Here is a 12,618-nt window from a genome sequence, read left to right on the forward strand (position 1 = left end):
ACATTTTAGTGCTCCCGCTCGTTTACTGACAATTCTTGCAGCCCTTCTGGAAGGCGTCAGGCGCATGAGCCCAACTAAAAGTCGTCGTGCCGTTGTTTATTCCCGTCATGCTGAGACACAGCCAATTGTGTTCAAGAGCAGGATCGTTGAAAGGCAGTGGCATCGCGGCGAACATTCCGGTCAAGCTGACTTGGCGTTGACTGCTGATTTGCTCGTCCAGGCCCGTCAACAGGCCAGCGGGAAATATGCCAGACGGCTCGAAGATGCCTGCGGGATTGGCCCGGCACCAGTTGGCAGATACTTGATTGAGATTCAGCATTGATATGGGCAGCGGCGAGGGCGGACTCCAGTAAACGCGTCCCGATATGGCCTGAACCCAGGCTTCATTCTTTTTTGTATCGATGCTCAGGCGCATTGTCGCCGAAAGCTTCATGGCGAAGATAGTGGGGGTGGTCACCGAGAACGTCTGTGAATTTGGCGCCGAAATCATGAAGGACGGAAAATCCTGCACCCGCGTCGGTGCCGGCGGTTTTCCCACTCTGTCCTTGAGACCCAGGTACTCCACCAGATCGGCAGGTGCCAGCGTCCCGGGCTGCTTCGACTTTACAGCTACGAGCGCGAGGCGGAGCTGGGCAATAGTCTTTGGATCGGAGTAATTTGCAGAACCCAGGTAGTTGTCCAGCACCTCCAGCGCAGCGAAATAGGGAAGATTCAACAAAGTGGCTCGATCAACGCTCGCCAGAGCCGCCTGGCAATCCGCCGTCATCGGCGGAGGGGCGTTGGCGGGAGCGGCACAGGCGGTTAGACCGAATTGTGTAGGTGGAGGGGGCCAAAAAACGCGCCTCGACACAGCTTCGTTGATTAAATCGTAAGGTAGCTTGAATTCCTCGGGAGCGCTCGCCGGCATTTCCGCGGGCGTGAAGACTCCGCGCTGAAGTTCGGCGCTGGAGGTGAGGCCGAAGTACAGATGGCGACAGAGCTTCGCCACGAAAATCTTGGCCGTCTTAGACGGGCCGGATCCTCCAATGGGCACCAGGATCCCTGGCGGCGAAGCGTTGAAGAACTTGGTCATCAAGTATTCATCGCCGGCACCGCATATCGGATGCCGAGATGAGTTGAAATATTCCGACAGTTCGGTCGCGGAGCCTGGACTGACGAGAATCACTAGCAGTGCCACGCAGCACGACAACTCCCCAAGTGGCTTCATGCGGTGCCTACTCATTGAATCAGGTTCTCGCGCTGAATCGTTATCACAGGCGATTGACTCTGCCCCCTCACCGGCCGCTCGCCATTGTCGAACACAGCCTTTCCGTCGAACGTGATGGCGGTGGTTCCCACCCGTGGTAGAACCAGATCCTTCGAACTGTTGTCGCCGACTCCGGCAAGATCCAGGTCCTTTGTGTAGAGGGGGATCGACTTATCCAGTGGCTCGACCGAGACTCTAAGATGAATGTACAAGAGCCTGCCCAGCGCGAGCGGGTCCCCGGAGGGAAGCGGGGCGCCCAACGTGTGATTGAACCGAATGGTCTGCAGCAGGTCTTCAGCATGGTACAAGCGGAAAACCCGAAATAAATCAGATGTGTCCTGAATGAAAGCTACGACGGGTACCGTCGGCGCAACGACGGCGTGCCTGGAGTTCGACTGTAGGACCTCCGTTGACGCCGTTCCGATCTTGAGCGCAATTGCGCAGTTATTGCGAACTTCAGTTTCAGAGGATTTCGCCAAACATGTTCTGACGGTTTTTCCTAGACTGAGGCGAATGTCCTTCGTCCCGGCTAGGGTATCGTTAGGGATCGTCCAACTGACTTTTGCCGTTATCCCGCTCGGGGACGCAAGCCGATCCAGCATTAGGAAGGCGCCCATGTCCGTTGGCGCGTCGATATAGCAGCGGAAAAGATTACGCTGTACGCCACAGTTGTGAGCCGGGTTCGAGGAATCCAGCAACTTCATGTCCGAGAATCGAATTTCTGAAACCGGGCCCTTCACATCCCAACCGAGAATCGGGCGATCCGATGGCGCATCCAGAGTTCCCTCCAGAATCAGACGGTATTTGACAACGCCGTTGTCGACGGATTCGACGGCCCAGCCGAAGTAGATCTTTTCCGTGCTGGGGACAGAATTCAACGATGCTTCGGTTGGAAGAAAACTGACGCGCCCCTCAAACAGATCGACGACCGCTTCCGCGCTCTCCTGCGCTGATGTATTAGCCAGTCTTATCTGTTGCAGCTGAAAACGCCTGAGCTGTTTGATGCGATCTCTGACGGCTTGCTGCAATTGTAGATACTGATTCGAATATTGCGTATCGACCGAACCGGTCAGGGTGTGCTGGACTTTATCGACAAAGTCGCGGGCCTGCACCGGATCGTCAGCGAGAACAGCCGCCTGTCCTAATTCCGCCAGCCATTTCTGGTTTGCCACGGCCCATTGGCTGAAGGCTTTGTCAGGCAGCAAGTCTACGAATGCCGCGAAGTCACCAATAAAATTGACTTTTCTTACCGGTGGCCCGTTTGGTGAATTTGGTAGGCTGAGACTGATGCCGACGCGGTCGCCGACGAATTGCTGTGGCCGGTTTGAACGTTCCCAATCCAGCCCTTTCTCGTACTGCGCGAGCACCGTCGACAGATTGAGGTTAGCTTTGCCGAGTTCGATTCTTGCGGGATTCGCCGCGCCGAATCCCTCGATTACCGCGTTGAGAATTGCCGTCGGGATGATCATGGTTGAGGCCAGCGCAGGATCGCTGGACCCCAGTTCCTTCAGCGGCGCCAGTAGTGCGGCCCGAAAACTGTCGGAAAACTCGACCGTTTGAAAATAGAAGTTCACGCTGCCCGAACGATCCGGAAGGAACGGCAGGAAAGGCGGTGGTGGCGGCGGCGCGGAGAGGGAACTCGGCGGGTTGAGAAGTGCACCCGGCGAAACGTCAAAGCACGCGGCTTTTGGATAACATTGATATTTGAAGGCCTGGGTGCTTTCGCTGTGACTGGCGTCGAGGGTCAGGACGCGCGAAATAAGGAAGAGATTGGTCCCCACTCGCGCAGGGTCATCCTCTGTGTTGGTCTGGATTCCATTCAGCTTGGCCAGCAAGTCGGGGCCAAGCATGATCTCGCGCGCGATCATGATCAGGTTTTTGGGTCTTGCCGTCCCAAACTGATCGAACGGCGAAAACTCGTTGGTCAATTGCAGGACATCGGCAAAAATGACGACCGTTGGTTCGGTCGGATTGATGCGCAGCCCCGCCATCTTGGGATCAAGGTTGAAGCGCTGTATCACTTGAATTTTGTTCGACGAGCGAAGGGCGCTAACCACGTCTGTCGGTAAGTTAGCCTGCGCGAACGTTTGGTCGACTAATACAAAAAAAACAAAACAAGACAGTAATGGACGAAGCGGCATCCGGCGCCTCCCAGCTCAACCGAGAATTGTGGCGTCCAGCAATAGAGTCAAGCATCCATTTGTCGGCGGTTGGAGAATCTCGGGCATTCGGCGTGAGATCGCGTCCGCCCTGTGAATCGCGGGCTGGCTGCCTGCCAGGTTTTGTTGAAGCCGCTCCGAATCGGACGGGGCTCGGCGCCTTCGCTCATGCGAAGGAACGCGGCTCCTCGTTATCACGCGGCGTTTCGTCGGGTTTGCGCGAGCTCTCCGGCTACCCTTGGCCGAGCACGGGGCCCGACCAGGACTGACGTAGGTGTTTTATCGTGCCATTTTCGTGGATGTAATGTGACTCGGTTGCGCCGCTAAGCCATTATTGATCAAAAGAAAAAACGAGCGGGGGAATCTATGGGGGTGTCTGTGGCGCGTCCCTGCAACCAGCACAGCCGTCGCTAAGCCGTCTTAGCCGCGAACACCGAAACGGCAGAGATTCACCGGGGGGCTTTGATGGAGTCGCTCCCCTGAGTCGGACCCCGATACCCCAAGATGGCGGCTCCTAAATGTTAAATCGCAGGCGCCGACCTGCAGCATGCTGTCAGCAGAGTGACTACCTCCAGCCCGCGGGCGAGAGGGCGATCTTTGGGCCCGCTTCAATTCGGACAGACCAGAAAAGCTATTTCGGTTCAATCGCGCCTAGAACTGCCTTTTGTCCGAACGCGCCTTGAAAGTATTCAACTGTCAAAACCCTTCCAAGCTGGCGCTCTCGCGCTGATTTCGTCAATCGGCGATATCACTATGGGCCACATATACGTAGCTATAGTCGCGCGGCTCGAGGATGCTGGAGCAGGTGAGTCAGACCATCGATGGCTGACCGATGTAGGAGCGTCTCGGTCGGCTTTCGAAATGGCGCGCCCGCGCTCGGCTCGCTTTCAACCTGGACAGTATCAGAATATGTCCGTTGATCGGGGCAGACCAGAAGTGGCGGGCCGGCGATCGGCACGACACGAACAGCCCATTACGGACGTGGGCTACCGGCATTTGTGCAGTGCGGGGCCAAGTTCGCCGTGACCCGAGAGTCGCACCAATTTCAACGCCTCCGCCAGCGGCTCATGCTCTTCGGCCTTCCTAACCGAGGAGCGTGACATGCAAGATCAAGAGAACGCAATCCCAACGACCCACAAGCACACGCCTTGGAATAAGGGCAAGCTGACGGGGGCGAAGCCCCCACTGCGTCCCAAACATGTTTGGTCAATTCGAACGAAGCTCCAGATCGAAGGTCGTGTCCGAGACCTCGCGATGTTCAATCTGGCGATCGACAGCAAGCTCCGTGGCTGCGATGTCGTGGCGATCAAAGTCGAGGATGTCGCTGCGGGCGGATACACTGCAGATCGCGCAACCGTACGCCAGAAGAAGACCGGTCGACCGGTCCGATTTGAATTGACCGAACAGACTCGTCAGGCGGTCGATCAGTATCTGAAGGCCACCAACAAGAAGCCTGGCGAGTTCTTGTTCGCGGGCCGTCGTGGTCCGCAAAAAAGCATCACCACACGCCAATATGCGCGCCTGGTATCGGATTGGATCGGCAGTGTCGGGCTTGATCCGAGAACTATATGGGACGCACTCACTGCGACGAACCAAAGCGACCCTGATTTATCGGCGCACCGGAAATCTCAGGGCGGTCCAGCTTCTGCTCGGGCACACCAAGATCGAAAGCACCGTCAGATATCTGGGCATCGAAGTAGATGACGCCCTGGCAATAGCGGAACAAGTCGATGTCTGAAATACTCGGGCGGAGCGGGCATGCTCCGCCCGATTTTCGACGTACGGATTGGGCCAGAAGGCGACGTTGCAGGCCGGAGGCGATGACGCCATAGTCCGGACCGTTGCGAACGGCCCTGAGAAAATGCTGAAACTCGACCATATCACTGTCATTGCTCCGAGCTTGGCCGAGGGAGTCCTGCACGTCCGGAACTGTCTTGATCTTGATGTCCCGTTCGGGCAACGTCATGCCTACATGGGCACCCACAATCACCTGCTCCAGCTTGGAGATGCGGTCTATCTGGAAATCGTTGCCGTCGACCCACAGGCGGATGCGCCGGACCGCCCGCGCTGGTTTGGTCTAGACGACCAGAACAAGGTCAGGCGTGATTGGGACGAAGGCCTGCGCTTGCGGAGCTGGGTAGCGAAAACTGATGACATCGGTGCAGTCACAGCAGGCTATGGCCATATCTTTGGCGAGAAGGTCCCACTTCCGACTGTCAACCCCTCCTTCGACTTTGCAATTCCAAATGATGGCTCTCTGCCTCTCGACGGGGCGGCTCCCTCTATTATCGACAGGCATGGCAGACCTCGTTCGATGGCCACAATTGTCGATCTGGGTGCGCGGCTAAGATCCTTCACCCTCGAGCATCCCGATCCCGCCAGTGTGAAGGCACTCTATAGTGCGTTGGCAGTGGACCGGCCGCCCGAAATCAGGATGGGTTCGAAGCTGCGCTATAGCGCGCAGATTGAAACGCGAGCCGGACTCAGGGAGCTAACGTAAGGGCGTCGGCTCCGGGTCAGAAGCGGCCATGACGAGATCAAAGCCCAGTAAGGTCCAAGCCTAGGTTTGTGCTTTCGCATCCGGGACACTTCCACCGATGCGCGGCTCTGTCCTTGCCAATAGCCGTTGAATGTTCGCGCGATGACGAACGATCACATAGATGCCGCCTGCGATCACCAGCAGCCGATGAGGCAACGGTTCCGCAAGAACGCAGACGAGGCCGATCGCCGTCAACGCTGCGAGGATCGACCCAAAGGAAACAATCCGCACCGTCCCAAGCACGATGCCAAAGACCATCGCAGCCCCCAATCCGACCGGCCACGACATCGCCAGCAACACACCTAGCCCCGTCGCAGCCGATTTGCCGCCGGTGAAGTTCAGCCAAATCGAGCGACTGTGCCCCAACAGGACGGCAATTCCGGCTAGGCAAACGACCCATGGCAGCCAGCCTTGCAGCTCAACAGCGGAGAGCGTCGTCGCAGATAACTGCGCAGAGAGCCATGGACAGAACGAGCGGGCAGCGATGATGGCAGCCGAGCCTTTCAGTACGTCCGCAACTAGCACCACCAAGGCTGGCCATTTACCAAGGGTCCGCAAAACATTCGTCGCGCCCGTCGATCTGGAGCCATGCTCCCGGAGATCGATGCCCTTGACGAGCTTCCCCGCCAAATAGCCCGTCGGTGTAGAACCCAATAGATAGGCTATCACCCATCCAGCCAAGGCCGCTGTCCAAAAAGCCATCGCTTCTACTTCCAGTTTCATGCAACCGGTGTTCTATCGCCAATCCGATTTGACCGCTATAGATCAGAACCGGTCTCCTCAGCACTCGATGTACATCATTGGGGAGCAAATCTGGTGACGGAGCGGGTTTCGCACCGAAGGTTGCGATGGCCGGTTTCGCACCCTACCTAATGATGGTCAAGGCAATGGGGGCCCGAATGCCGTTCGTCAATCATCGCGGCCAGCGAATTCATTACACCGTGGACGGCGAAGGACCACTGATCGTCTTGCAGCACGGGCTTCTGATGAGCTGCGAGAGCTGGAAACGCGGCGGGATTGTTGATGCGCTGAGGGATCGATACCGCGTCGCCTGTGTGGACTCGCTTGGCCATGGGGAGAGCGACAAACCTTCCGAGGCGGCCCTCTATCACCAGACGCAACGCGCCGGCGACATCGTTGCCGTGCTCGACGACCTTGACTGCGAGCGGGCCCATCTGGTCGGGCACTCGATGGGCGCTTGGCTGGCCGTCGGTGTGGCGAGGCATCATCCAGGTCGCTTGTCTTCGCTGGTGTTGGGTGGCTGGGACATCGTAAACGGCCTTCCTCCGACCAGCAGAGGGCCGGTAACCTTCGATGCATTCATGAAGTTTGCCGGACGCGCTGCACCTGAGTTGGTCGAGTGGGTCACCCCGGCGTGCGAGCCCGGCGTGCGCGCGTGTTTCGAGGCGCTTGGCCAACTCGATGGCGCACGCGAAGCTGTAATGGCCGCCGGCGTCCCTGTCTTGATCTGGGAAGGGCGGGACGACCCCGCTCACGATCAGCGGAAGGCGTTTGCAGAGGCCGCTGGACTAGCGTTTCTCTCGACGGCCGGCGACCACCTCGGCATGCTTCTTGTCTACGGCGCCGAGACCGCGAAGGGAATACGAGCACTCGCGGCGCGCTGTTAACTGAGCGTGACTTCCGCTCTGGGTCACTTGCTGCCGTCCCGAACGAGCTAACGTCACGGCCGGTGTACCTCGGATAGTTGCCGACTTGATGCAGCGCCGCGAGTCGGCAGCCTCCAGGGCCATTCAGGGTACGGTCCGGCGACCCGGTCACGTCCGCAATTCGCCCTTTTGGAACATGTCGGCGAACGCCGAGGACGTCTGTTGTTCGGGGCAGACCGGAAGGGGCCGCCCGACGGCCAAAGTGACCCGATCAGCCCGAAGCGGACGTGGTCGGTTATCCGGGCACGGAGGTAGATGACGCCCTGGCAATGGCGGAACAAGTTGATCACGGCCCCACCCGGAGCCGATCGGCGAAAACTTTGCTTCACGTCCAGGGAAGAAGCCTTCTGCAAGGCATAGCGAACCGGTAGCCGCCTTCGACGCGGCCCGCGAAGGTGCTGGCGTTGAAGCGCGCCTGCAGCCAGTCGATGCCGGCGATTGTGACGGTGCGATCGGTGGTGACATCCTGCCAGCCATAGGCCAACGCGCCGGCGAGATAGGCCGTACCGAGCTGGTGACGCGCGAACACGCAGGCCTGAAACAGGTCGGAACGGCCGCTGCCGCCATTTGCAACGTTAAAGCTGGTGCCACCGCCCGCCAGCGCAAAGCCCACGAGCGGATCCGGCGAAAGACGATAATCGGCGCCGCCGATGCCGCCATTGACCCGGCGGGTCGTGGCGCCGGTCCCGATGTTGCCGTCGGTGGTCTGCGCGCCACCATATCCGGCCGCCCAAACGCTCCAGCGCTGCTCGAAACTGACGGGTGGATCCCGCCCGATCGCGGCAAACGCGTCGCGCGCCGTGCCCGCGCGCCCTGCTGTACGCGCATCACCAGCGGCGAACGAAGACGCGCCGCCCACCGCGGTGGCGGCATCGTCCCTCCCTGCGATGAACGGGTCGGTGAGTTGCCCCATGAACATGGTCAACGCATTGAAGGCGCTCTGCTGCGCACCGGTTGCCGTTTCGCCGGATATCTGCGTGAGCGTATTCTTGAGCGGCGTACCTTCGAGAGCAGGACGTTGGGTCAGATCAATTGGTTATACTCAGGTGCGGGCGCATTCTGCCACATTGTGCCGCCTAATGATTTCCGCGCTGTGTCCGCACCTCTTGCAATCAATCTCACAGGTGGTATCATTTGTATGCACAACTTTTGGGCCGTATGGTGTTTAGGGGGAGCAAATGGCTACACGCATTTCGGGAATGCTCACCAAATCCCCGTTGCCTGCGCACGTTCGCCTAATATTGCATCCGTCAGACACCGCAACGGTTGACGTTCCGGAGTCCGGCATTCTGTCGAGAAAAGATGGTACGGCAAACGACTTGCCCGGGTCGGTCAGTCTCGAATTATCGGATGACACGAATCTGACGTTCTCGAAGTCGGTTTCTTCGACGGTGCGCGCGAAGCTCTTGAGCGGCGCGCTCGCACGCCTGCCCCCCAGGAACAGGGCCGCTACTAAGGCTAATGCCTGCCCGCCAGGGCAAATAACTAACCTGGACACGCTCGGATGCTGTGTTGACACCGTAGTCACAGACCTCGGGTGCGGCACTTTGGGCTGCTGCGAATGCACCATAGGCACGGACATGACGGTCACCTGCTTCACGTGCTGAAGGCACGTCAGGCCATGTATGCCGGCGCCCAGCCCGAAGATATTGTTCGATTTCTCGTTGAGAAGAGCGTCCTAACGCTGGCGGATGTTCTCGACGGCGGGGTGTCGGTGGTTGAAGCGCAGGGACGCAACAATCCTCTCCTCATCAGGTGCGGTGACCGCACGATACTCTACAAGGCGCCTGATGCAGTGAGGCCTTCGAGCAGGCCGCTGCTGGAGAATGAGGCGCATGCCATTCGAATTCTTGAACGCGACGGAAGTCTTGCCGGGTCCATTCCCACAATCATCTCGCTCGACGATTCCGCGGCAATCAGAGTGTACACGACTGCGTCCGGATATCAGCCCTTCGCTGAGTTGGTCGTGGACACCAGAACCGTCGTTCCAAATGGCCTCTTCGATATGGTGAGACGGCAAGGAAACATTCTCCGGTGTCTGCATCGGACTTGGGACTCCGCCTTCGCGCGAAACCTGCCATGGGTACTCCAAATGGAAGCGCCGCCGCTTGCCATGTACCCGTACTCGAATGCTGCCGCTCGAGAAGTGATCTCCATCGTCCAACAATCCGACAGTCTCAGTGCTGGCTTAAAGCGAGCGCGCAAGGATTGGCGACCTTCCGCACTCGGTCATGGTGACGCAAGGTGGGAGAACTGGCTTACAAATCCTGAAACGGGCGGGCAGATAATCATCGATTTTGAGACGTTTGGGTGCATGGATCCAAGGTGGGATATTGCAGCGTATATTGCTGAGCCTTTGCGACGTTGGGCACTCTCCGACAACCCACGCGAAGGTGAAAAATGGGTGTTTCTGGCACATTCGATGGTCCCGCAACTGTTACAGGGATATAACAATGAGCCGACGCCCTTGGATGTTGAAACCGTCGCCTATTGTGCGGCTTGGATCATCCAGCGCGTATATGAATCCGCTCAAGCGCAATCCGGTATCAGCTCGCAATCGATGCGCGCCCTACAGCTGGCGGAAGGTATTATGTCTGATCCCAACTCAGTCCTGCACGACATATTCCAATGATTGCGGGTGTCAATGACGAGATTCGGACGCTCGCCCGGCGGTTCCTTGAAACGGACACTGGCTTTCAATTGGACTCCGTCGCGTATGCATGGAGCGACGACTCCGCCGCAAGTCGCGTCGAGACACTTGCCGATGCGCTCTATCAGCAGCTGTACACACGCAAGCTGAGCGAGATACCAACCGTTGCGCCAAATATTGAACCACTACCTCGCGGCTATAGCGCGACGCTCGACAATGCGAACACGGGTCGTGGCTGGCAGCTTCGCGGGTTCATGATCGTTAGCCAAAGGGATAGCGAGCTCTTGGTCGCGGCGCCGTGTGGAACGCGCTACCAGGCCAAGCTCAACGACATTGTTGCTCAGGAGCGCGGACCTGACCCGACCGTGGCAATTCAAATGCCAAAGGGTGATGTCACAAGCTCGAACGGCTTCTATATCGCGAGCGGAGATGCGTTTACAGGCGATCTCGGTAGAGGCGTGATCCGATTTTACTGGAATATCGGGACTGCTAGACTCGGCCCCTTGCTGATGGAGGGAATTACATCGGTGCTGAACGGTGCTCGCCTTCCATTCAGATTTAAGATTGTGAACTCAAGATTTGGATTGGCGCGTCGAGACACGGCCGTACTCTACATCAGCGAACAGAGCGCGCGCCTACAAGAAATTGATGATATCTTGGAACTAACGCGCGGGTATGAGCGCATGCTGATTGACGACGCTCCTCTCTTCACGGAAAGGGTCCAACTGGGAGTGTCCCGCGCGAAAGACCCTCGCGATGGAAGAAGCTTTGGCCAATATGTCTGCGCGACAATCGCCGAGACAATCCTGTCGCGATCGCGTCAGTTTGAAAGCATTGATGGTAACGAGCTATGTCAGTCCGTCTTCGCAGCGCTGGGGAGTCCGGCGACTCTCGCGCCCTTGCGCTAATCTGTGAGCACCTGCTCTCGACATGCTATTCCCACGACGGGCGCGCCACGTGGCTCGGATTCTCGATGTACGAGACACGATCGGGCTACGTTCCGTCTCATAAAACGTTGGGCCCCAGCGTCTACAACGGCACCGCGGGAATCGCACTATTCCTGGCAGAGGCGTCTCAATTTTTAGAATCAAAGGACCTCCTTGCGACAGCCAAGGGTGCAATGCTCCAAGCCATAGCGAACAGAAACCAAATCTTGCCTGAAAATGAAATGTCATTCTACACCGGTCTGGTTGGTCTCCTGTTTGTTGCGCAGTACATCCATGCGTTGGTTCGCGACCGTCAAATCGAGCAAGAGATCGAGCCCCTGATTGGGACAATTCTCGCGAAAGACGTGTCTAAATGCGCTCTTGATCAAATACATGGAGTCGCGAGCGCCGTGCCTTTCCTGATTGCGATGGACCGAGCCGGCATACTTGTTGGGGGAATTCACAAGGCGATATCCATCACGGACTATCTCGCCACACGCCTCGAGCCGGCCATCACAGGGCATGCGTGGAAGGAAGCCAACTCTGGAACGCCGGACGGAATTCCACTATCGTGCTTTTCGCACGGGACATCAGGACTGGTCTGGCCACTTATCGAAGCCACCGCAGCTGGCGTCGGCCCGGGCTTTGAAAGAGAGATACAATCTGTATTTAGGTACGAGGACGCCTTTTGGTGCGAGAAGGAAGGCAATTGGTATGACCTCCGCGGAGTGACAGAACGCAGCTTGCCCTCGGCAAAGTATGGGCGGTTTGCGGGTCATTGGTGTCACGGAAATGTCGGCATATTTCTGGTGAGGCGACGCGCCCATGCTCTTGGTCTCGATGCTAGACATGGGCCTTCTCTTGCGCGCATGGCGGAAGGCGTGAATCGAACTGTCGGCGTCGCGATCGAGAACGGAGAGAATTTCTCGATTTGTCATGGGCTCCTTGGCGATATCGAGGCTGTTGAAAGCGCTGGCGCGGTCGAACGCGTTTTTGCGCTTTCGAATGATCGCGCTGAAAACCTAGCTTGGCACTACGGACTGAACGGAAAGCCTGCTCCAGACCTCTTCCTCGGCATTTCGGGAATTGGCCGCGCTCACCTAAAACGTCTCGGCGGGGTCGGGTTTTCTGTGTTGCTGCCGTTGCCCGACGCTGTTCAAGACACGCTTAGCGCACTGCTTCCGGCCTAGGTCTTGCTCTTGTGAGTCTAGGCTTTCGCTAGATGACCCCCTGCGGACAAGGCCGAAGCGGTAATTCAGCCGCGCTGTGCGAGCTTGTTGAGCGTCATTTATTCAACTTCGGCACTGAAGCTTCCCTCAACCAGAAAAACGACGGTGCCGAGTAGCGACAGGATCAGCTGCATCACGACATGTACTTCAGCTTCGACGGCTTCGCGGGTCTTTCTGGATGAACGCAAGGCTATTTCGAGTT

Annotated in this window: 10 protein-coding genes and 1 pseudogene; 7 read left to right on the forward strand and 4 right to left on the reverse strand. The window is 57.9% G+C overall.

The features are described 5' to 3' along the window. Positions 1 to 22: 22 nt before the first annotated feature. Positions 23 to 1,072 (reverse strand): hypothetical protein, encoded by a 1,050-nt coding sequence (locus tag QW845_RS18730; protein WP_315803036.1) that lies wholly within the window; start codon positions 1,070 to 1,072, stop codon positions 23 to 25. 146 nt (positions 1,073 to 1,218) lie between these two features. Further along, positions 1,219 to 3,387 (reverse strand): hypothetical protein, encoded by a 2,169-nt coding sequence (locus tag QW845_RS18735; RefSeq protein WP_315803037.1) that lies wholly within the window; start codon positions 3,385 to 3,387, stop codon positions 1,219 to 1,221. Positions 3,388 to 4,659: 1,272 nt separating this feature from the next. On the opposite strand from QW845_RS18735, the pseudogene QW845_RS34160 reads away from it, so the two are divergent. The 3 genes and pseudogenes from QW845_RS34160 to QW845_RS18745 form a co-directional block, all read left to right on the forward strand. Beyond that, a pseudogene (locus tag QW845_RS34160) lies at positions 4,660 to 4,794 on the forward strand (integrase); the annotation flags it as partial. 124 nt (positions 4,795 to 4,918) lie between these two features. Continuing rightward, positions 4,919 to 5,143, forward strand: a complete 225-nt coding sequence (locus QW845_RS34165) for a tyrosine-type recombinase/integrase (RefSeq protein WP_409997937.1) — start codon at positions 4,919 to 4,921, stop codon at positions 5,141 to 5,143. A gap of 123 nt (positions 5,144 to 5,266) precedes the next feature. Further along, entirely contained in the window at positions 5,267 to 5,905 is a 639-nt protein-coding gene (locus tag QW845_RS18745) for a VOC family protein (protein ID WP_315803038.1), read from the forward strand. Positions 5,906 to 5,965: 60 nt separating this feature from the next. Here QW845_RS18745 and plsY read toward each other — a convergent pair whose 3' ends face one another. Further along, positions 5,966 to 6,646, reverse strand: coding sequence for a glycerol-3-phosphate 1-O-acyltransferase PlsY (gene plsY, locus QW845_RS18750; RefSeq protein ID WP_315803167.1), 681 nt, complete (start codon positions 6,644 to 6,646; stop codon positions 5,966 to 5,968). 146 nt (positions 6,647 to 6,792) lie between these two features. On the opposite strand from plsY, the gene QW845_RS18755 reads away from it, so the two are divergent. Further along, on the forward strand, positions 6,793 to 7,572 hold the full coding sequence (locus QW845_RS18755; protein WP_315803039.1) for an alpha/beta hydrolase: 780 nt from the start codon (positions 6,793 to 6,795) through the stop codon (positions 7,570 to 7,572). A gap of 364 nt (positions 7,573 to 7,936) precedes the next feature. On the opposite strand, the gene QW845_RS18760 is transcribed toward QW845_RS18755, so the two are convergent. Further along, positions 7,937 to 8,530 (reverse strand): autotransporter outer membrane beta-barrel domain-containing protein, encoded by a 594-nt coding sequence (locus QW845_RS18760; RefSeq protein WP_315803168.1) that lies wholly within the window; start codon positions 8,528 to 8,530, stop codon positions 7,937 to 7,939. A 702-nt stretch (positions 8,531 to 9,232) separates the two neighbouring features. On the opposite strand from QW845_RS18760, the gene QW845_RS18765 reads away from it, so the two are divergent. From QW845_RS18765 to QW845_RS18775, 3 genes are all read left to right on the forward strand, one after another. Further along, on the forward strand, positions 9,233 to 10,243 hold the full coding sequence (locus QW845_RS18765; RefSeq protein ID WP_315803040.1) for a phosphotransferase: 1,011 nt from the start codon (positions 9,233 to 9,235) through the stop codon (positions 10,241 to 10,243). After that, entirely contained in the window at positions 10,240 to 11,169 is a 930-nt protein-coding gene (locus tag QW845_RS18770) for a T3SS effector HopA1 family protein (RefSeq protein WP_315803041.1), read from the forward strand. The genes QW845_RS18765 and QW845_RS18770 overlap by 4 nt, the downstream gene beginning before the upstream one ends. A gap of 65 nt (positions 11,170 to 11,234) precedes the next feature. Continuing rightward, positions 11,235 to 12,377, forward strand: coding sequence for a lanthionine synthetase LanC family protein (locus tag QW845_RS18775; RefSeq protein WP_315803042.1), 1,143 nt, complete (start codon positions 11,235 to 11,237; stop codon positions 12,375 to 12,377). Positions 12,378 to 12,618 lie beyond the last annotated feature (241 nt).

It is taken from the genome of Bradyrhizobium sp. SZCCHNS3002 (assembly GCF_032377435.1).
Lineage (GTDB): Bacteria > Pseudomonadota > Alphaproteobacteria > Rhizobiales > Xanthobacteraceae > Bradyrhizobium.